The sequence below is a fragment of the Bacillus sp. BPN334 genome (assembly GCF_008368885.1).
Taxonomy (GTDB): domain Bacteria; phylum Bacillota; class Bacilli; order Bacillales; family Bacillaceae_G; genus Bacillus_A; species Bacillus_A wiedmannii.
The window spans coordinates 129,817-151,232 of the sequence record NZ_QOZW01000014.1; the positions used below are offsets into that span (position 1 = coordinate 129,817).

Genomic DNA, 21,416 nt, shown 5'->3' on the forward strand with positions numbered 1-21,416 from the left:
GTGTTTTCCCCTCTCTATTATCATTTCCTAGGAAAGGTCATATAGACTTTACATTCATCCCGATCCGTAAGGGCTAATTAAAGTTTCATTTTATCTTTGTAAATCCATTTTTTCACCATACTCTTTAACAATTTGAATGATATTTTGAAAAACACCTATTTTTTCTTTTTTACTATTTAATATTATCAAATCATAATTTTCATAATATGTTTCTAATGACTTTAATTGTGATTCTGAAGCATCTTTTACCTGCACAGTAGCATGCAATTCATATTGTTTATACCCTTCCTTTACCTTTTCACCTGAAATTTTTTCACTCTCTTTTGCTCCAATTAATTTTTGAACTTTTTCTGGGAAAACGACTTGTAAATAATATTCTTGTTCCTTCTCTAACTTGTTGTATAGTGATTGTGAAATCGTATAATGCACCGTATAATTCACTTTTTGATCGCCTGCTTTAATATGAAACGCAGTAATCTGCAAATCTTTTTTTGTTACTTCCGTTAAAGGACCTACCTGCATCTCATCTTCTTTTTGTTCTGAAACATTTGGAAATATAGCCAAAAGCTTTTCCGTATCTTTTTTATTCAGCATATACATAGCTTTCTTATATTGTACCCATCCTCGTCTGTCTTCTCCTCTTAGCCATGCATAATATGTTTCTTTTTTTCCATCCCTATTAATTTGTATTTCATATTCCGGTTCACCAAAACTACCTGTTACTTCTTGTTTTTCCGCTTTATCTATAATGTCTATTACTAACTTAGCTTCTGATTCCTGTAACTTTTTCTCTTTATGTTTTTTTTGTATAACGGTTGCCCCTATTGTTTCTTTCACTTCATTCACCGTCTCTTCCACTTTTTTTGTTTCTTTTTTTTGCTCTACTTGACCACAAGATGCTAGTAACATAGCAAATAACAACAATACATATTTCCTTTTCAACTTAATCCTCCTCTTACAATAAGAAATTCTTATACTCTTCATATAAAAAACAAAAACGTGACACACTATAAAATACGCTATACTAAGTATTGAAAGGAGGTCTTTTTCATGTCCATTAATTTTCACGATGCAAATAATAAATACACATACGCACAGCGAAACGCCCATATTTCTTGGGGAGAAATGATAAAAAGTATTACAAATATACAAAACAAACAAATAATTGATATTGGCTGTGGTGGCGGGATTTATACGAAAGAACTTGCTCTTATGGGGGCAAAAAATGTCATTGGACTTGATTTTTCAAAAGAAATATTACAAGCTGCAAAAGAAAATTGTAGCGGCTTTCCAAATATTTCATTCATTCACGGTGATGCACATAGCGTCCCATATTCTAATGATACATTCGACATTGTTATTTCGCGCGCAGTGATTCATCATTTACAAGACATTCCTACATTTCTACGTGAAGCTTCTCGTATATTAAAGAAAAACGGTGTACTTATTGTACAAGACCGAACCATTGAAGATTGTACAATTCCTGGAAGCCCCGAACACATTCGTGGATATTTTTTCTCTATCTTTCCAAAACTCATTGAAATAGAATCAAAAAGGCGGCCAAAAACCACCACGATACAGCAAGAATTACAAAAACATTTTCTTCACGTGTTCCCCTCTCAAACACAATGGGAAGTACGAAAAATACATGATTCTGTAGAAGCATTGCTACAAGATTTATCACCTCGAACAGGTCGATCCATTCTATATGAATTAACAGATCATGAACTTTCTCAACTTCTACAACAAGTCCAGACCGCACTACAAAGCATCTCTCCTATTATCGAAAGAGATCGGTGGACAATTTGGAGCGCCATGAAATTGTAAGGAAGGAAGCCTCACAACATAATGTGAGGCTTCCTTCTTTCATAATCTAATTTTGCAACACTCTTGATAGCCTCCACTTCTGGCCTGTGCACTTCCACACTTCGGACATACTAAATATCTAGACTGATTTGTCAACAAACTACCTTTTTGAAAGAGTAAAACTTCTGCTTGTTTAAACGAACGCGAATAATATAACCACATAAAACCAATTATAGCAATAATGCCAAATAATACTCCCATCGCAAGCATTTCAGTCACCTCTTTTGGTTTGTTCTTTCCAGCAAGTGGATTGTTGTATTATTCTCTGTAAATTCAAACAATACCTTCTTTACTCCTATAAATATCAACTTTCTCTACAAATTTTACAATTCTCTACAAATTTTCACTCCCGTTTTACAATCCACCATTCCCTTTACATCAACGAATATCACATTCAATATTTCCGTATATACATATATCTTTCAAAAAAATATTGACTTTCAAAAAAAAACATGTGACAATACTTTCAGAATACTTGAATAAAAATTCATTGACGAGAACGAGTACGTTATAGGACTGTCCCCCAGAGAGTTGGCGATTTGCTGAAAGCCAACGTTCAGTGCGTAGCCGAAAATCATCTCCGAGAAGTAGAACCGAATGTCACAGTAAGTTCTTACCGGCTGTCCCCCGTTACAAGGAACACGTATCATGTTGTACGTTGTAAAGCCGTATACATATAGACTAATTTCTACATGTATAAATTAGGGTGGTATCGCGGGTAAATATAACTCGTCCCTTTCTTTAGGGACGAGTTTTTTGTGTTCTTACAAATGAATTTAAAAAAGGAGGAAAAACAATGAACACTGTATCAAAAAAACATATTTTTTTCACGGGTCTTATGCTATTTTCTTTATTTTTTGGGGCAGGTAATTTAATTTTCCCTCCCATGCTTGGACAAAATGCAGGTGAAAACTTTTGGCCGGCAATGATTGGATTTTTACTAACAGGAGTCGGTTTACCATTATTAACTGTTATTGCAATTTCTTTATCAGGAAACGGTATGCAACAACTTGCAAGTCATGTTCACCCATTATTCGGAATTTTCTTTACTGTAGTTGTATACATCGCAATCGGTCCTTCTATGGGAATTCCACGCGTTGCAAATGTCGCTTATGAAATGGGTGTTAGTTCTTTCTTACCGGAAACAATTCGCTCTAGTAACCTAGCTTTATTTTTATACACGGTCATCTTCTTCGCTATCGTATTTTGGCTTAGTTTAAATCCATCTAAACTTGTCGATCGCATCGGAAATATTTTAACACCTATTTTATTACTCTCTATTTTCTTACTATTTGTTAAAAGTGTATTTACACCACTCGGGCAATCAGGACCAGCAATGCAAGAGTATCAAACTTCTCCAATCTTCAAAGGCTTTATGGAAGGATACTTAACGATGGATACCATTTCTGCGCTTGCATTTGGAATTATCGTTGTAAATGCCATTCGCTCTAAAGGTGTGAAAGATCGTAAATCCATTGCTATCGCAACAGCGAAAGCAGGACTTATTGCCGCTACTGGTCTCGTACTTGTATATGGTGCACTTGGCTGGCTCGGTGCAACTAGCGTCTCGCTCGGATATGCACAAAATGGCGGACAATTACTTACTGTTATCGTACAGCAATTATTCGGTCCATACGGTTTACTTCTATTATCTCTAATCGTTACACTCGCTTGTCTAACGACTTGTGTTGGACTTGTATCTGCGTGTAGTCAATATTTCTCAACATTATTGACTACATTTTCATACAAAATGTTCGCGATTATCATTTGTGCGTTAGGATTATTAGTTGCCAACTTAGGTTTAACGAAAATTATTGCCATCTCTGTTCCAATTCTACTTGTTGTATATCCAATTGCAATTGTACTCGTTCTCCTATCATTACTTCATAAATATTTCGGTGGATATCGCTCTGTTTATGTAGGTGCTTTAATTGGAGCAGCAATCGTAAGCGTATTTGATGGATTAAAGCAAGGTGGTATTTCAGTTTCATTTATCACACCATACTTTGAATTTATCCCTTTATATAAGGAAGGAATAGGCTGGTTAATACCAGCATTAGCCGGGGCTATTATCGGCCTTACAATCGCTAAGTTAAGCGGTGCGAAAAAAGTTCCCTTAATAACCGATTCCCGCGAAGTAAAAGCATCCTAAAAAACTCCCGAAAGGGAGTTTTTTTACTTTTGATAAGCAGTATGATTAAAACTGCTTATTTTATACGCTTTCGTATAATATTCGATATTTGTATCCACTGTTTCTACTTTGACAACATCGTAGCAATCTTCTTGCTTTACTAAAAATAAATAGTACTCTTCTGTCGCCTCAACAATTGCAATTTTATCTGTTTCAACATTATATTGTGCACAAAGCGCTTGTAATGCGTTCACATAATCCCCTAATTTTTTAGACTTATCCATGCCAAATATCGTTTGAACTAACATACACTCTCTCCCCTTTGTATGTACTGTTAACAAATCAATGATAACGCTCACATTTATTAACGTCAATAAAAAGATTTGGCGTTAACTAATAATCAGTGGGATAGCCCCCACTGATTAAAGTTTCACTTTATCATTTCGTCAATTGATGTCTAAACGCATAAATAACCGCCTGTGTCCGGTCACTTACATTTAGCTTATTTAAAATATTACTCACATGTGTCTTTACTGTTTTGAGGGCAATAAACAATTCATCTGCAATCTCTTGATTACTTTTCCCCTCTGCAATTAATAACAAAATTTCAGACTCTCTTTCTGTTAACTCCTCATGCAAAGGCTGTTCTTTCTTCTGACGCATACGAGACATCATTTTACCAGTAACTTTTGGCTCTAATACCGTTTCTCCATCATAAGTAGCTCGTACAGCGTCTGCTATATCACTTGCTCTTGATGTTTTTAATAAATAACTTGTCGCTCCAGCCTCAATAACAGGGTACAATTTCTCATCATCTAAAAAGCTCGTTACAACTACAATTTTCGCTTCTGGCCATTCCTGAATAATAGCACGTGTTGCTTCAACCCCATCCATCTCGTCCATGACAAGATCCATCAAAATAATATCTGGTCTTAATTGCAGTGCTAACTCTGAACCTTTTCTTCCATTTTCAGCTTCTCCAACTACTTCTATATCTGGCTGCGTTGATAAATATGCTGATACACCCATTCGAACCATTTCATGATCATCGACAAGTAACACTTTTATCATGATTCTCCCCCTCTCTCAATCATAATCGGTACTTTTACTTCTATTTGTGTCCCTTTAGCCGGGAAACTAAGTACTTTTAATGTCCCACCAATCTCATGAACACGCTCTTGCATTGATCTTAAACCATATGAACCAGCCTTATTCACTCCGACTTCAAATCCAACGCCATCATCAATAATTTTTAGAATTGCATATTGATCAATTTTCCGAAGACGTACTTCCGTTTTCTTCGCTTTCGCATGTCGTAAAGTATTGGATAAAGCTTCTTGCACAATACGAAATAAATGATCTTCTACACCTTTTTTCAATTCTATTGGCTCGATTAGCCATTCAATTTTCATATGTTGCTTTCGCGATAATTCCGTTAATAATTCCTCTATACCTTGTGTCAGTTTCTTACCTTCTAATTGTACAGGCCGTAAATGAAGAAGCAATGCTCTCATTTCTGATTGTGCATTTACAACCATATTTTCAACGAGCTGCAACTGCTTTTTTGTCGTTTCTGGAATTTCAGCTACTTGTTCATTAATAGCCGACATCATCATCGACATTGCAAAAAGCTGCTGACTTACAGAATCATGCAGCTCCCTCGCCAATCGATGCCTTTCTTGGGATATCGCTTCTTGTCTCATCTCTTCATTCCAATGAGCTCGTTCATTCGTTACTTTTTGAAAGAGTCCAGCTTGCTCCTCTAATCGACGAGCAAGACCGATTACTTTTCGTTCTACTTCATGAAATTCATCATCTGCAGTAAACGAAACATCGCTCGGAAAATTCCCTCGCTCCACTTCAAATAGAAAAGTATTTAACCCTTGTATACGCTGCTCTATATAGTAACCGATTGCATATCCTACAATTCCCCCGATAAGTAAACTTGTAGTCATAATAAACAAGCCAATTGGAACAGAAGCGATGGATTCCTTCCATAATAAATCATACACTTGTTGCTCGCTTTTCCATACGTATACAATTGTACAAATGAGTGCGATACTAACAGAAGACAACATAGAATAACGAATATACATCCACGAAATATTTTTTTGTTTCTTCATTATACTTTCCTCACTTCCGTATCGCCTACGACAAGCGAAGAAATTATTTTAATACGACGAGGAGCTTCTTTATACTGCTCTGTTCTAAATGTAACATTGCGGTTAAACCCTGTCTCTTCATGACCTGGCAGGATCACACGTCCAACAATAACAGAATGATTTAAAGACAGTTCAATATCATATGGCACATATAAACGAATATTACCAACGACACCTCGAATAACAATTACCGTCTCCCCTTCTGGGATCATAGCAGTTGTTAAATCTATTTCCACATCACAAGCACCATATTGAACATTAATATCCTCAAGTTCATAAATATGATCCATCATTCGTATATTCCCTACAAACATATTTTTTAAATATGGTTCTGTGCGATATATTTGCTTCTCTTCGTCTATAATCCCTTTTTCTTTAATTTCAACCTTCATTGCTTTTTGCTGATGTCCTTGTTGAATCAGTTGATAACCAACTAAAGCTAAACAAGCAAATACGACAAGAACAAATGCTGCTGATGAAAATAAGAAGAATAGAAATACGATACCACCAACAAATAAAAATACATTTCCCCGTACGTAACGATTCTTCTTACGATAATGCCTTCCAAACATAAGCATAATAAATGCAAAAATGAGACCACCTGGTTCAAAATGTCCAAGTATCATATCAAGAAAAAGACCGAATCCAAATATGATGAGGAGCATCCCCATTAATTGTGTTTTTGAAAAATGCTTCTTCATTTCAGCTCCCCCCTTCTTGTCACATATACATAGAAGAAAAGGCATTGCTTTCCAACACCTTTTCTCCTATCACTATATCATAAGCCTGTTTTATAATATACTACTATTATTTTGTTAACTCTTTCGTTAACGATACATCATTCTTCTCTTTCATTTCACGCTCAAGCTTTGCAATCTTCATATCAAATGTGTCACGTTCATGCTCCTCATTTATACGAGATTCTAAGTCGCGAATATGATCTTCAATTTCTTCAAAGCGTAAGAACGGATTATTTTCATCCATTTTATGCATCGCTGTATTCATACGACGATTTGCATGTGCCATATTTTCACGTGCCATTAATTCCATACGTTTTGCATGCATTTCTTTTAATTTATTTTTCATCTCAGCAAGACGACGCTCTAACTCATCAATTTGATCTACAACACCTGCATACATTTCTTCTAATCGAGTTACTTGCCCTTCATAATACGCTACTTCTTCTAACGCACGCTCATGTAGTTGTAATTCGCCTGCTTCTTGAGCGACGATCGCTTGCTTTGATCTTTTATTAACGAAATAACGTGCTTGCTCAAGCTCACGAGCGAAATTAGATTTTAATGTTTTGTGGCGCTCAATTAACTTCTCAATTTTTGTTATTTCACGCTCACTATCGCGTAAATATTGGTTTAACATCGCGATTGGATTCTTTCTTTCTTTCTCATCTAACACATTATGAAAATCTGCTAAAATTGCATCGCGTACACGTCCGAATAAAGATTGTTTCATTATAATCTTCCTCTCTTCTACTTTATCAATTTGATTTGGTTTTTATTAATTTTTTATTAGTTTTTCATTAACTTGTTCCACTCATCTTCAAAGTTGCTATATGGTTTAGAACTTTCTGGTGCAGAATCAACAACTACATTTTTTTCTTTTTTCCACTCACGGTATCCGTAGTATAAAACTACTAATGCTGCGATACCGATTAATGCTGGGGAGTGCGAAAGTGCGATGGACAAGCCGATCAAACCTACAATACCCCAAGCTAACTTTCCAAAAAATGATTGTGCTCGCACAAATGATTTATAGCTCCAGTACACAACTCCTGCTCCGATTGCGAATCCTACAATACCAGCAAGACTACCAAGAGCAATTAAAGCCAAAATACCGGCCGCGATAAACGCTAGAAATTGTTTCATCTTGTGCTTGCCTCCCTTCGATTTGATACTCTTATCTTAACTATTTTTTCACTTTTCCATAACGAGCTTAAGAACCGTTTTCGACTCAGACTTAAGACTGAGTTGCATTCAGCCTTTTGTAAAAATATGCGGTAGGATAGGATGATTCACTCTTTTATCGCACATAAAAAGCCGTACAGAGAACATTCTCTGTACGGCTTTCGTTACGATTCATAAACTTCATTTTAAATTATGCTGTTTTGTGATACTCTTTCTTTCCCGCTACTTTAGAAAACCTCGGGAAACCAATTAATATAGAAATGATTCCACATACTCCAACTAAGATTGGATAAAACGCATATGGTAACAATTCAATCGGAGATAACGCCGCAAATCCTGCTGCCGTTAACATTTGCGCACCATACGGAATTAATCCTTGCACACAGCATGAGAAAAGATCTAATACACTCGCTGATTTACGAGGGTCAATTTCATATTGATCTGCAATGTTTTTCGCAAGTGGACCTGTAAAGATAATAGAAATCGTATTATTCGCTGTACACATATTCGTCAGACTCACTAAGCCAGCAATACCGAACTCTGCTCCTTTTTTCGAACGAATGTTACGCGTTAAAAGATTCATTAAATATTGAATGCCACCGTTATATTGAATCAGTTCGACCATACCACCAATTAAAATAGCAAGTAATACTAACTCCATCATACCGCCCATTCCAGACGTTACACTTTTAAAGAAACTCTCTAACGTGTAACTTCCATCTAAAAGACCGATAACGCCAGATAGTACAGTTCCACCAGTTAACACAATAAGTACATTCCAACCAAGCAATGCTGTAATAAGTACTCCTGCATACGGTAAAATCTTTATCCAGTCAAAGCTATGCGCTTTAATCTGCGTATCGCTTCCTAAAGTAATGATTACTAATAGTACAATTGTAATAATAGCCGCTGGTAATACAATTAAAAAGTTCGTTTTAAACTTATCTTTCATTTCTGTTCCTTGCGAACGTACAGCTGCGATTGTTGTATCTGAAATAAATGATAAATTATCACCAAACATCGCTCCGCCAACAACGGTAGCCATCGTAAGTGCAATTGAGATATCAGTTTGCCCACTAATACCTACAGCAATCGGTGCTAATGCAGCAATCGTTCCCATTGAAGTTCCCATCGCTAATGAAATAAATGCCCCTATAACAAAAATTCCAGCTACGATAAACCCTTGCGGTAAAATTGATAACGCTAGGTTAACTGTAGAATCAACGCCGCCCATCCCTTTTGCCGTTTCAGAAAATGCTCCTGCAAGCACAAAAATTAGAACCATAATCATAATATCTGGGTTCCCTGCACCTTTAGCAAATCGTTCTACTTTTACATTAAAGCTTTCTTTACGATTCATTGCTAAAGCGACCCCTACAGCAATTGAAATTGCTACAAGTATCGGCAATTTATAGAAATCACCTGTAATAATTCCAGAACCAATAAATAGCGCCAAAAATATCCCAAGCGGTAATAAAGCCAAACCATTTCCTCTCGTTTCTTTCAAAGTACCATCTCTCCCTAGTTTCAACCTTTTTCTAATGAATAACAAAAGACCTCTTCCAATGAGAAGAGGTCTTATACATCTATAAGAAACACTCTTCTCATCTTTCAAGCACATGCTTGCTGGATTTGGCACAGCACTCTGAAATCGAGTCCGCTGCCGAGGCATCGTAGGGCCAGTCCCTCCGCCTCTCTTTATAAGAAGGTTTCATATTTATTTTTTAATAATAATTTCTTCCCTAACTTTACTCGCTTACAAAACAAAAGTCAATTATTTTTTGTATAGATTTTTTTGGTAATTATGCAAAAATTTGAATACAACAATCATTTTAACTTTTTGATTTCTTCTTCCAATATTGAAATCCAATAATATTCATTATTTTTTATTGCATCTATTATCCATTTCGTAGTGTACCAAGCTAACTCATACTCTTCTTTTGTAACATCGCTACTTTTATAAGCATCCTCTAGCTCATCTTCATCCAATATATACATTTTACCGTTCGGTAATAACACTACATCTAAATATAAATCATCAAAATACGGTAAACCACGGTCGTCAATTTTATATTCTTTCGCCACATCGATATAATATTGCACTAATTTTTTCTGATCATCTAACATAGCTGTAATCGCAAAGTTTTTCCCGTCTATGAAATATTGAATCCACGTATATTGATTCCCTGCGATACAAAGTTCTTTACCATCATATTCTTTACAACTAGGTTCTCTTACCTTTTTTATTTCTAATATTCCTAGCATTCCTTCTTCTACTTGCTTAACCGTATAATTCTTCTCTATTAGTCGCTTCCACGAAGAACCGTCACCATATTTACGTTTCATTACGTCCGCTCCCCTTCTATATAGAAAAGCCCCCACATATTATGTGAGAGCTTGTTCAAATTATAATTAAGCTGCTTGCTTATTAGAAATTTCTTTCAAGTAGGCTTGTCCTTTTTCAGCGTCATACTGACCTTCCCACTTAGACATAACTACAGCTGCTAAAGAGTTACCTACAACGTTAACTGCTGTACGAGCCATATCTAAAATACGGTCAATACCAGCGATGAATGCTAAACCTTCAGGTGGAATACCTACTGTACCAAGTGTCGCTAATAATACAACGAATGATACGCCCGGTACGCCTGCGATACCTTTTGATGTTACCATCAATACAAGTAATAATGTAATTTGTTGTGTAATAGATAAATCAATACCGTACATTTGCGCTAAGAAAATAGCCGCAATTGCTTGATATAAAGTTGATCCATCTAAGTTAAATGAATAACCTGTCGGAATAACGAAAGATGTAATTGCTTTCGGACAACCGAACTTCTCCATTTTCTCCATGATTTTCGGTAAAACTGTTTCTGAACTAGCTGTAGAATATGCTAAAATCAGCTCGTCTTTTAAAATCTTAAAGAATTGGAAAATGTTAATTCCAAATATTTTCGCTGTAAGTCCTAATACGACTACAACGAAGAAAATCATTGCTCCGTATACTACAATTAATAATTTCCCTAATGGAATTAATGAAGCGAGACCAAATGTAGAAACTGTAACTCCAATTAGCGCAAACACACCAAATGGTGCAAATTTCATAACCTGGTTCGTTACGTAAAACATTGCATCAGCTACACCTTGGAAAAATTGAAGAACCGGTCTTCCTCTTTCACCAATTGCTGCTACACCTAAACCAAATAGTACAGAGAAGAAGATAATAGCAAGCATATCTCCGTCAGCTAATGACTTCATAATGTTCGTTGGAACAATATTTACAAATGTATCTGCAAAGGAATGACTTTGCACTTGCTCTGTCGTATGTGTATATTTCGAAATATCTGTCTTTGTTAACTGCTCCATATTTACGCCTTTTCCAGGTTGGAAAATATTCGCAATCAATAGACCGACAATAATTGCAATTGTTGTAATAATTTCAAAATAAAGAATTGTTTTTCCGCCTAGTCGACCTAATTTTTTAACATCGCCAACACCAGCAACCCCAACAACAATACTTGCTACAACAATCGGTACAACGATCATTTTAATTAATCGGATGAAAATATCACCAATTGGTTGTAAGTAACTCACCACTGCCGGATTGCCAAAGAAAATCGCCCCAACTGCAATACCAAGCGCAAGTCCTATTAATATTTGCCATGCAAGTCCTATTCTTTTCATATTTGTTGTAACCCCCTCTTCGATGTGTCACTCTATCTCTCATTCTATCTCTATAAAACTCGAAATTAAGAGTATTACATATTATTCGACAATTCACTACATTTTGTCCCTGTTAAAAATCATAAATCAAAATTTAAAATCTGACAACAAAATAACTTTGCCCGAATGCAAATAATTTTCTTGACAAAAACAAAACCCATGTCAGAAAACCTCACATGAGAACGATTCCTTATCAGTGTTTCATTGGATTCCTGTCTACTATTTCACTATATAAAACAAATATATTTTTCCTTTATTTTACAACAAAATCCAAAAAATACATCCTTGTTGAACGAATAAAAAAGCGCATCCAACATGACAATTATCATTAAAAAATGATAATTTCCGACAAAACTTAGCAATTTTATAAAATTTTCTTTACATTATGGTTACAACGATAGACACTCTTCTTCTTATGATATATAACATTCATAGGGAAAGGAGCCAGACAACTATGAAAAAGAAATTTGCGGCGTTTAGTGTTTTAGCAGTAGGAACGATTTTTGTTTCTCCACTACTTTCACCCGTATACGCTGAAACGAATCAAGATAAATTATCTAATATTCAATCTGAATTAGAAGGAAAACAAAATGACTTACAAAATAAATCAGCTGAGAAAGAACAAATAGAAAAAGAAATTCAAGAATTACAAAAGAAAATTGACGACTTAACTACTTCTATTAATAAAAACGAAGCTGAATTAAACGATACAAAAAAAGAAATTAACAAAACACAACAAGTAATTACTGAAAAAAAGAAACATATAGAGCAATTACAAACAAACATAGATACGCGTCAGGAAGTTATTAAGCAACGTTTACAATCTATGCAAGAAAAACCTCGTACAAATATCATTACAGAGGTAATAACAACTTCTACAAACATTGCTGATCTTGTTGATAATATGTACTCTGTAAGTTTAATTTTAAACAACGATACTGATATTGTGAAAAAACAAACAACTGATCAAAATGCTGTGACGAAAGAAAAAGAGGCTGTTGAGAAAAAAGAGCAACAACTAAAAGACGCTGAACAGAAATTAGTTCAAAAACAACAAGAGTTGCAAACGAATCAACAACAACAGCAAACATTTATTAGCGATCTACATACGAAAGTAGCAAAAGTAGATTCAGAGATTGAAGGGTTAGAAGAATCCAAAGGTATTCTAGAAAATCAGCGTCAAGCTGTTCAAAAAGCAATTGAAGAAGAAAAGCGTGCCGAAGAGGCTCGTAAAGCTGAGGAAGCTCGCAAGGCAGAAGAAGCTCGTAAACAAGCTACTACATCTGCTCAAACAGCTCAAGCAGCTCCAACACCACACGATACAAATATTGGCGGATTTATTAAGCCAGCAGCTGGATCAAAAACTTCTGGCTTTGGTGTGCGCTCTATAGATAACCATAAAGGAATCGATATCGCAGCTTCAGGAACCGTTCCAATTATTGCCGCCGCTGACGGCGTTGTTATCCGCTCGGAATTATCATCTAGTTACGGAAACGTTGTGTATTTATCTCACCGTATAAACGGAAAAACATATACGACAGTATATGCTCATATGAGTAGCCGTTCTGTATCAAATGGACAAACCGTAAAACAAGGCACTCAACTTGGATTTATGGGGAACACTGGCCAATCATACGGACAACATTTACACTTCGAACTTCACCTTGGAGAATGGAATGTCGGCAAGACAAATGCAGTTGATCCATCTCCTTATATCGGATTATAGAAAAAAACTCGGTGCACACCGAGTTTTTTCTATACCCTTCACACAATATAGGCATTCCACATAGACTACAACTAAACGCCTATATTTTACGGGGTGAATCATATGAATACACAATTACAACAAAAAATAGAAGAGGCTAGAGAAACTTACATCGGCCGGCTATTTACATTTGGCGGCTCAGCATTATTTTTAATCGGATCATTTATCGCAGTCGTCACAGCCTATAAAGCATATAATCGTTTATTAAATACACCTACAACATAATAAAAAGACGGAGAAATCTCCGTCTTTTTATTATGCAAACATTTTAAATACGCCTATCGCATTTAAAAATACAATAATTACAGTTACTGGAATAACATAACGAAGCAAGAAGAACCAAATATTAAATAATGTTTTACCTTTCGTTTCCGTAACTTCTAATTCTTTCATTAACATCTCTTTACTCATTTTATTTGGTACGAATAGCGAAATGGCTAGTACTCCGAGTGGCAGCAATACATTACTTACCGAAAAATCGACGAAATCAAAGAATGTCTTACCAAATATTTTCACATCACTCATAATTCCAAACGATAATGCTGACGGGATTCCAACTGCAAAAATAAGAATACCAATTAATAATGATGCTGACGGACGCTTTTTCTCATTATCTTTCGCAACAGATGCTACTACAATTTCAAGCATGGAAATAGCAGATGTTAACGTTGCAAAGAAGAATAAAACTAAAAACATAATGAAGAAAAATTGTCCAAATGGTATTTTCGCAAATACTGCCGGAAGGACGATAAACAGTAGTCCTGGTCCTTCAGTCGGCTTAACGCCTAATGCGAAAATCGCCGGGAAAATTGCTAATCCTGCAAGTACTGTAACAAAAACCGTTAAACTTACAATAGATGTTGCTGATTTAGCTAAATGTTCTTCTTTCTTCAAGTACGAACTATACGTGACCATTACTGAGGCACCTACTGTTAGTGAGAAGAACGATTGTCCCATCGCGTATAAAATCGTATCTGCTGTCAGCTTTGAAAAATCTGGTTTCAAGAAGAACTCTACCCCAGCAAAAGCACCATCAAGTGTTAAAGCACGAACTATGATTGCAATAAACAAAATAAATAATAGCGGCATCATATACTTACTTGCCTTTTCTATTCCCTTCTCTACACCTTTACTTACTACAAAAATAGTACAAAGCATAAAGATAAATTGCGCTCCAATCGCACTTACTGGATTTGAAATCGTTTCACCAAATAATTTTCCATAATCAACAACACCATTCCAGAAGCTTCCTGTAACACTATAGTATAAATACAGTAAAATCCATCCACCTACAACACTATAGAAAGAGAGTACACTAAAACAAGTTACAACTCCCATACGACCAATCCAAGGATATACTTTACTATTTGGTACTAGTACTTTATAAGCTGTAACCGCCTCTTTTTGAGTGCTACGTCCAATAACAAACTCCGCTAATAGTAAAGGCATACCTATAAATAAAGTTAATAGTAAAAATACAAGGAAGAATGCGCCTCCCCCACCATTACCTGCAACATATGGAAATTTCCATATGGCACCAAGACCTACTGCGGCTCCGGCTGCTGCGAGTACAAAGCCTATTTTCGACGTCCATTGCTGTGTTTCTTTCATCATAAATTCTCCTTTTCTGAATATTTAAACTTTTATTAATTATACACTTTCATTTCATACTCGCACACCTCCTTTAGAAAATAAAAAAGTCCCCTACACGCAAATATGCATGTAGAGGACGATATATGTAATGTAAATACCGTGGTACCACCTCAATTGGATTGATAAATCCCACTTGTTCAAGTACAGGAAAACTCCGATACTCTATCCTTTTAACGGCGGAACCCGGGTTGCCTACTACAATGTTCAACATACCTCTCGCAAGCCCATTCTGTATATTTTATCGTACCGGGCTCCCACCTTACCCCAGCTCTCTGAACGTATCAAATATACATACTCTTCTTGCTCATCGATTTCATTTATTGAAGTTACTTGTGATTATAAATTATATTTTTATAGTTGTAAAGTACAATTTATTCATTATCCTATATGAACTCTTCTCTCTAATTCTTGTAAAAACAATTTTCTTTTTTGTTCATTTTGAACATATATCGAATTTAATACTTCTTGCAACAATGTATTTCTCTCTCTTTTCTCTATTTGTAATTCTTTCACTTTTATTCTAACTTCGTATAAAAAATCAAGATACGATTCATACGCCTCATCATATTTATTTGCGATATCATCACGGATTTTTTTTGCCAATTTCGGACTTGCTCCTCCAGTAGAAACAGCCACATTCAGTAATCCACGATGAATCGCCGCCGGAAAATGAACATTGCCACTTTCCGGGTTCGTAATAACATTTACTAATTGATTTTCTGTGCTATCTTCAGCAATTTGTTCATTTAATACGGCATCACTACTCGCTGCAACAACTAAAAAAGCACCTTGAATATCACTTTTTTCATACTCCCTTTGATACCAACGAATTTGCTTTTCTTCCACTAGTTTCACTAAATTCGCATCCAATTCAGGACTTATCACAATTATATCCGCACCTTGTTTTAGTAAAGGAATAATTTTAAATCCCGCGACTTTTCCTCCACCAATGACAACAACACGTTTCTTCTCAACTCGCACTGTAAGTGGATACATATTGATCTCCCTTCAATAATTTCTTCGTTTTCTGAATTAACATATATTGAAACGCTTCATTTTTTCCTAAATACGGACTTATTTTTATCTCATCCGACTCATATTGGCGCACTTCTTTTTCAATATGTTTCATAAGTAAACCTGTAAATAATAAGTAAGGCAATACAACGATATTCTTTTCTTTTCGTTCAACAACTTCCTTTAACTTCTCCTCAAATTTTGGCTCGGCAGCCGCTAAATAACAAACCTCTACTTTTTTAATTTTCTCTTCATGTTGAAATAAAGAAGCGATCCAGTTTATATCTCTTAATACGTCAGGATCACTACTCCCTCTTGCAACGAGAAGTAGCGTTACTTCATCCTTATCTTCCTGTTCAATGCCACTTCCGCTATACACCGATTTAACAAGTGTTTCTGATACACCAAACGGGTTACCGTAGGTCACTTTAACATTCAAAAATTGATTATTTAACTTTTCCAATTCAAACGGTATATCTTTTTTCACATGACCTGCCGCTAATAAAAAAACTGGAATAACAATAATCTCTGTAGCACCACGCTTCACACATGTACGGAACCCTTCATCAATCGTTGGACTCGCTAACTCTAAAAAACAAACTTCTTGAATACTTGCCTCTACACGGTTCATGCATGACGTAATAAATGCAACCGCTTCTTCTTTAGCTGCTTTCAAACGACTTCCATGACATATATATAAGATGGCTTTCATTTTATAACACTCCGCTTACTTGATACGTACTTTCTGTCTGTTTCTCAAACCAATGGATTTTTTCTCTAAAACGGACCACTTCTCCAATTACAATCATGCTCGGATTTTGAATTTGTTCTTTTTTCGCAACATCTACAATTGTTCCTAACGTCCCAACAACTGTGCGCTGCATTGATGTCGTTCCCCGCTCAATAATAGCCGCAGATGTACTTTTGTCTTTTCCATGCTTCATCAGTTGTTCACATATGTAGGGTAAATTGCTAACCCCCATATATACAGCTAAAGTCTCTACACCTTTCGCTAAATGTTCCCACTTCACTTCTTCTTCAACACCTTCTTTCCTATGCCCTGTCACAATAGCAAAACTTGCACTTGCATCACGATGTGTCACTGGAATGCCAGCATAAGCAGGAGCAGCTATTCCAGCTGAAATACCAGGAACGATTTCAAATGGTACACCTTGCTTTGCTAACGCTTCAGCTTCTTCGCCTCCTCTACCAAATACAAATGGATCGCCGCCCTTAAGCCTCGTTACAACTTTTCCCTTTTTCGCATATTTAATAAGAAACGTGTTAATCGTCTCTTGCTTCATCGTGTGATAATTTGGTAGTTTTCCGCAATAAATTAAATCTGCTTCAGGCTTTGCGTATGAAAGTAACTCTTTATTCACGAGACGGTCGTATAAAATAACGTCTGCCTTCTCAATACATTTCAACCCTTTCACAGTAATTAAATCTGGATCACCAGGACCTGCACCAACGATATAAACCTTCCCCATCATCTCTCCTCATTTCTACTATTAAAGTGAAACTTCCATCCTTATATACGAATGGAAGTTTTCATTATTTCCTATTACCTGTTCCCTACTCATGAATAACAAATGCCGCACCTTTTCGAATCTTCTTTTTTTCAAATAGAGAAATCTCCTTTACTTCTGGCAGCGGTAAAAAATGCTTTTCAAGCTCCATCTCCGCGAGCTTAAACGCCTGTTCTTCACTTTGAGCAACAACAACAATCGGAACAATACTATTTACTAACATAGCTTCAAATCGATATAAATCCATATTGTCCCTCCTAAGACGCTATTACTTCTTCTAACACGGTATTTAACACTCTTTGTAGTGTCTCTATACCAACACGACCGACAAAATCATAAAACGTTTCGGCTGGTAATTTATTCTCTTTGAAATAACTTATAAATGATGCAAGTACTTCAGGTAGGTCCTCACCATCTATTTTTCCTTTTAGCTTTTGATTGTAAGCCCCTCCATCTAACAACGTTCCACCTACATATATTTCAAATGCTTCAACAATTCCTTTTTCCTTCGTTTTCATTTTCACCCCTTGTAATCCAATGTCAGCAATTTGACGTTGACCACATGAATTCGGGCATCCTACCATATGAATACGAACTGGAACATCGAGTGCAATTTGTGTATCTAAGTATTCGGCAATTTTTCGCAATCTTTCTTTCGTTTCTACTAAAGCAAGATTGCAATATTCAATACCAGTGCAGGAAACCGCATGACCAATAAATGATTTCGGGCTTGCTGATATTGCTTCAAACAACGGCTCATTCAGTAAACCCGTTACATTTTCTGGCGGAACATTCGGAATAATGAAATTTTGAGAGTTGCATGTACGAATCTGTCCATTTCCATACCGCTTAGCAATTTTTGCAATCTCAAACATTTCTTTTGCATGTAAACGTCCTACCGGCACATTAAAACCTACATATTTAAGTCCATCTTGTTTTTGATCTTGAACACCATAAAAGTATCCAGCATTCCAACCTTTGAGAGCACTTTCTCCTTTACTTTGCAATGGTCCTGTATACTCTATTAGTTTCTCTTTAAATTTCTCTGCTCCCCAGTCTGCAACTAGAAATTTCAAACGGGCTAAATGACGTTTTTCACGGTATCCAAAATCACGGAATATCGTCGCAATCGCAATCGCTACCGTCTTCACTTCTTCTGGTAAAACGAATACATCTAATTCATCAGCTAAATATGGACGAGCTGATAATCCACCACCTACTTTTATATGAAAACCAACTTTTTTCTCACCATCTATTTCTTTCGTAGCAGGTGTAAATGCAACACAGTTAATCTCTGCGTTTGCTGAATTATAAATGTTAGAACTAATAGACATTTTAAATTTACGTGGTAAGTTAGAAAACTCCTCATTATGTTGGAAATAGTCATATACCTCTTTCACAATACCAGTTGTATCAAACAGTTCATTTGCATCAATGCCAGCAAGTGGATTCCCTGTAATATTACGCGTTATATCACCACACGCCCCTGCTGAAGATAACCCAACTCTTGCCAATCTTTTAAAAATATCTGGAATTTGATGAATTTCTAACCAGTGAAACTGAATCGCCTGTCTTGTCGTAATATCTATTACGTCACGTCCATAATCCTCAGCGATAGAAGCAAGCACTTCTGCCTGTGCATTCGTAATAATCCCTGAAGGAATATTTACACGCATCATAAAATAACCAGCTTCTTTCGGTCTTTGTAAATATAACCCTGCCCATTTGAATGCGTCCCACTCTTCTTTCGGAATAGATTCGAAGCCATTCTCTGCATAGTAAGGAATATCATTAAAGATTTCCAATCCATCTTTTTTTAATTTATTTTTCTCAGTCTGATTTAATTTTTCATTGCTAGCCCATACTTTTTCATAACTCATTTTTTATCCCCCTATATAAAACTACGCTCTTGTAAGTACTTCACGATTTGTTCTGCACATTCTTCAATAGAATACTTGTGCGTTTCTACAATTAATTCCGCTTTCTCTGGTTCCTCATACGGTGAATCAACACCAGTAAATTCTTTAATATCACCTTGTCTTGCTTTTTTATAAAGCCCTTTCGGATCACGCTTTTCACACTCTTCAATTGGACATTTTACAAACACTTCTATAAACTCATCTGCTGCTAATAAATCTCTTACTTGTTTTCGGTCTACTCGAAACGGTGAAATAAACGCTGTAAGAACAACAGTGCCTTGATCTACGAATAGCTTCGCCACTTCGCCAATCCTTCTTATATTTTCCATACGATCACTTTCAGAAAAACCTAAGTCTTTATTTAAACCGTGGCGTACATTATCCCCATCTAGTACATAGTTTCCAATATTCTTTTCAAATAGTTTACGAGCAACCGCGTTCGCCACCGTAGATTTACCTGAAGCTGATAGACCAGTAAACCAAACTACAAAACTATGATGCCCATTTCTTACTCTTCTCTCATCTTTTGAAACAGATGCTGTATGCCAAGTAATATTCGTGTCCATGTCATTCTCTCCCTATTCTGTTACTACTTCTTTTTTCAAACCTTTAATTAGCACTTCCACTACTTCTTTACGACTAAATGTACTTGGCGGAACCTCACCGTTTCGTAATAGTTCTCTTACTTTCGTACCCGATAAAATAACATGATCTTCTTTGCCGTGCGGGCATGTTTTCGTCGAAGCCATCGCTTCACATTTCGTGCAGTAAAAACTATGTTCAAAAAATAACGGTGTAATTCCTAACTCTTCCACTGTAAAGTTTGTAAAAATTTCTTGTGCTTCATACGTACCGTAATAATCTCCTACCCCTGCATGATCGCGTCCTACAATAAAGTGAGTACATCCAAAATTCTTTCTAACTAATGCATGGAATATTGCTTCCCTCGGTCCTGCGTAACGCATTGCTGCAGGAAATACCCCTAAAAAGACACGCTCTTTCGGATAATAGTTTTGAAGTAATACTTCATAGCTTTCCATCCTTACATCAGCAGGAATATCGTCCGACTTCGTTTCCCCAACTAAAGGGTTTAAAAAGAGACCATCTACAATTTCAAGAGCAGATTTTTGAATATACTCATGAGCACGATGTACCGGGTTTCTCGTTTGAAATCCGACTACTGTTTTCCAACCACGTTTTTTAAATTCTTCTCTCGTTTCAATTGGATCTAAATGATAAGAAGGAAACGGATTATTTTCAAAGCGTTTTGTAAGAATAATAGCTCCACCGACATAAACGTTCGGTCGCTCATATAACTTCTTCACTCCTGGATGAGCCTCATCCGTCGTTTTATATACAAGTAACGCTTCTTTTTCTTTATCTGGTACAAAAATATCTTCTATTTGAATGACACCATATATATTTCCATCACTGACAAGCTTTACTTCCTCTCCAATTTTTAGACTCTCTGCTACTTCTTCTGTTACCGGTAATGTAATGGGGATACTCCAAACGCTCCCATTAGCTAAACGAATCGTTTCTACGACCGAATCGTAATCTTTCTTTCCTAAAAAACCTGTAAGTGGGCTATATCCCCCTGTCGCTAATAGCTCTAAATCACTTAATGCAATGTTGTCTAGTTGAATTTCTTTTTTAATTTGTGATACGTCATATGTCTCGTCTATTCGATTTATTAATTCGTTTCTTGTACTCATTTTCAGTACCCTCTCTT

At 36.1% G+C, this 21,416-nt stretch carries 23 protein-coding genes, 1 riboswitch and 2 other annotated features; of the genes, 4 read left to right on the forward strand and 19 right to left on the reverse strand.

All coding sequences use genetic code 11. The annotated features are described in order from the left end of the window. Positions 1-90: 90 nt before the first annotated feature. Complete coding sequence (locus DN393_RS23105) at positions 91-942, reverse strand: YhfM domain-containing protein (RefSeq protein WP_149173975.1); 852 nt, start codon at positions 940-942, stop codon at positions 91-93. Between the two features lie 108 nt (positions 943-1,050). Here DN393_RS23105 and DN393_RS23110 point away from each other — a divergent pair, with 108 nt between their 5' ends. Next, positions 1,051-1,827, forward strand: coding sequence for a class I SAM-dependent methyltransferase (locus DN393_RS23110; RefSeq protein ID WP_064476647.1), 777 nt, complete (start codon positions 1,051-1,053; stop codon positions 1,825-1,827). A 39-nt stretch (positions 1,828-1,866) separates the two neighbouring features. Here the strand turns inward: DN393_RS23110 and DN393_RS23115 are convergent, their stop codons facing one another. After that, a complete protein-coding gene (locus DN393_RS23115; protein ID WP_000880630.1) occupies positions 1,867-2,076 on the reverse strand; it encodes a hypothetical protein in 210 nt (69 codons plus the stop codon). Positions 2,077-2,347: 271 nt separating this feature from the next. Further along, positions 2,348-2,606 (forward strand) — a binding site (T-box leader). A 56-nt stretch (positions 2,607-2,662) separates the two neighbouring features. On the opposite strand from DN393_RS23115, the gene brnQ3 reads away from it, so the two are divergent. Continuing rightward, on the forward strand, positions 2,663-4,018 hold the full coding sequence (gene brnQ3, locus DN393_RS23120) for a branched-chain amino acid transport system II carrier protein BrnQ3 (protein WP_064476648.1): 1,356 nt from the start codon (positions 2,663-2,665) through the stop codon (positions 4,016-4,018). A 23-nt stretch (positions 4,019-4,041) separates the two neighbouring features. Here the strand turns inward: brnQ3 and DN393_RS23125 are convergent, their stop codons facing one another. The 9 genes from DN393_RS23125 to gltP form a co-directional block, all read right to left on the reverse strand. After that, the gene (locus DN393_RS23125) at positions 4,042-4,338 is read right to left on the reverse strand and encodes a DUF3992 domain-containing protein (protein ID WP_142289442.1); all 297 of its coding nucleotides are present in this window, start codon (positions 4,336-4,338) and stop codon (positions 4,042-4,044) included. A 97-nt stretch (positions 4,339-4,435) separates the two neighbouring features. Beyond that, entirely contained in the window at positions 4,436-5,068 is a 633-nt protein-coding gene (locus DN393_RS23130; protein ID WP_000598709.1) for a response regulator, read from the reverse strand. Further along, positions 5,065-6,120, reverse strand: coding sequence for a sensor histidine kinase (locus DN393_RS23135; protein ID WP_064476649.1), 1,056 nt, complete (start codon positions 6,118-6,120; stop codon positions 5,065-5,067). Before DN393_RS23135 ends, DN393_RS23130 begins: the two co-directional genes overlap by 4 nt. After that, entirely contained in the window at positions 6,120-6,860 is a 741-nt protein-coding gene (liaF, locus tag DN393_RS23140) for a cell wall-active antibiotics response protein LiaF (RefSeq protein WP_064476650.1), read from the reverse strand. The genes DN393_RS23135 and liaF overlap by 1 nt, the downstream gene beginning before the upstream one ends. Before the next feature lie 106 nt (positions 6,861-6,966). Next, positions 6,967-7,629, reverse strand: coding sequence for a PspA/IM30 family protein (locus DN393_RS23145; RefSeq protein ID WP_075308722.1), 663 nt, complete (start codon positions 7,627-7,629; stop codon positions 6,967-6,969). A gap of 56 nt (positions 7,630-7,685) precedes the next feature. Beyond that, entirely contained in the window at positions 7,686-8,042 is a 357-nt protein-coding gene (locus DN393_RS23150) for a lmo0954 family membrane protein (RefSeq protein WP_048370510.1), read from the reverse strand. Positions 8,043-8,271: 229 nt separating this feature from the next. Continuing rightward, on the reverse strand, positions 8,272-9,588 hold the full coding sequence (locus DN393_RS23155; RefSeq protein WP_064476694.1) for a Na+/H+ antiporter NhaC family protein: 1,317 nt from the start codon (positions 9,586-9,588) through the stop codon (positions 8,272-8,274). Positions 9,589-9,682: 94 nt separating this feature from the next. Further along, a riboswitch (SAM riboswitch) is annotated at positions 9,683-9,788 on the reverse strand. Between the two features lie 120 nt (positions 9,789-9,908). After that, positions 9,909-10,427: a ribonuclease FAU-1 family protein gene (locus tag DN393_RS23160; RefSeq protein ID WP_088048387.1), complete on the reverse strand. Its 519-nt coding sequence runs from the start codon at positions 10,425-10,427 to the stop codon at positions 9,909-9,911. A 66-nt stretch (positions 10,428-10,493) separates the two neighbouring features. Beyond that, a complete protein-coding gene (gene gltP / locus DN393_RS23165; protein ID WP_064476654.1) occupies positions 10,494-11,765 on the reverse strand; it encodes a glutamate/aspartate:proton symporter GltP in 1,272 nt (423 codons plus the stop codon). A 493-nt stretch (positions 11,766-12,258) separates the two neighbouring features. On the opposite strand from gltP, the gene DN393_RS23170 reads away from it, so the two are divergent. Both DN393_RS23170 and DN393_RS31695 read left to right on the forward strand, forming a co-directional pair. Next, positions 12,259-13,530 (forward strand): murein hydrolase activator EnvC family protein, encoded by a 1,272-nt coding sequence (locus DN393_RS23170; RefSeq protein ID WP_064476655.1) that lies wholly within the window; start codon positions 12,259-12,261, stop codon positions 13,528-13,530. Positions 13,531-13,632: 102 nt separating this feature from the next. After that, positions 13,633-13,794, forward strand: coding sequence for a hypothetical protein (locus DN393_RS31695; RefSeq protein ID WP_001096003.1), 162 nt, complete (start codon positions 13,633-13,635; stop codon positions 13,792-13,794). A gap of 30 nt (positions 13,795-13,824) precedes the next feature. Here the strand turns inward: DN393_RS31695 and DN393_RS23175 are convergent, their stop codons facing one another. The 8 genes from DN393_RS23175 to sat form a co-directional block, all read right to left on the reverse strand. After that, positions 13,825-15,180, reverse strand: coding sequence for a sodium-dependent transporter (locus DN393_RS23175; RefSeq protein ID WP_064476656.1), 1,356 nt, complete (start codon positions 15,178-15,180; stop codon positions 13,825-13,827). 111 nt (positions 15,181-15,291) lie between these two features. Then, positions 15,292-15,539, reverse strand: a binding site (T-box leader). A 61-nt stretch (positions 15,540-15,600) separates the two neighbouring features. Then, complete coding sequence (locus DN393_RS23180) at positions 15,601-16,218, reverse strand: NAD(P)-binding protein (protein WP_149173976.1); 618 nt, start codon at positions 16,216-16,218, stop codon at positions 15,601-15,603. Continuing rightward, positions 16,193-16,948, reverse strand: a complete 756-nt coding sequence (locus tag DN393_RS23185) for a sirohydrochlorin chelatase (protein ID WP_088048385.1) — start codon at positions 16,946-16,948, stop codon at positions 16,193-16,195. Before DN393_RS23185 ends, DN393_RS23180 begins: the two co-directional genes overlap by 26 nt. 1 nt (position 16,949) lies before the next feature. After that, complete coding sequence (gene cobA, locus DN393_RS23190) at positions 16,950-17,726, reverse strand: uroporphyrinogen-III C-methyltransferase (RefSeq protein WP_000521275.1); 777 nt, start codon at positions 17,724-17,726, stop codon at positions 16,950-16,952. An 85-nt stretch (positions 17,727-17,811) separates the two neighbouring features. Beyond that, the gene (locus tag DN393_RS23195) at positions 17,812-18,012 is read right to left on the reverse strand and encodes a DUF3906 family protein (protein ID WP_064476658.1); all 201 of its coding nucleotides are present in this window, start codon (positions 18,010-18,012) and stop codon (positions 17,812-17,814) included. 10 nt (positions 18,013-18,022) lie between these two features. Beyond that, a complete protein-coding gene (locus DN393_RS23200; RefSeq protein WP_088048384.1) occupies positions 18,023-19,645 on the reverse strand; it encodes a nitrite/sulfite reductase in 1,623 nt (540 codons plus the stop codon). An 11-nt stretch (positions 19,646-19,656) separates the two neighbouring features. Further along, the gene (cysC, locus tag DN393_RS23205) at positions 19,657-20,250 is read right to left on the reverse strand and encodes an adenylyl-sulfate kinase (RefSeq protein WP_048561381.1); all 594 of its coding nucleotides are present in this window, start codon (positions 20,248-20,250) and stop codon (positions 19,657-19,659) included. A 12-nt stretch (positions 20,251-20,262) separates the two neighbouring features. Continuing rightward, positions 20,263-21,399 carry a sulfate adenylyltransferase gene (sat, locus tag DN393_RS23210; RefSeq protein ID WP_064476660.1) on the reverse strand — a complete coding sequence of 379 codons (1,137 nt, stop codon included), beginning with the start codon at positions 21,397-21,399 and terminating at the stop codon, positions 20,263-20,265. Positions 21,400-21,416: the final 17 nt, after the last annotated feature.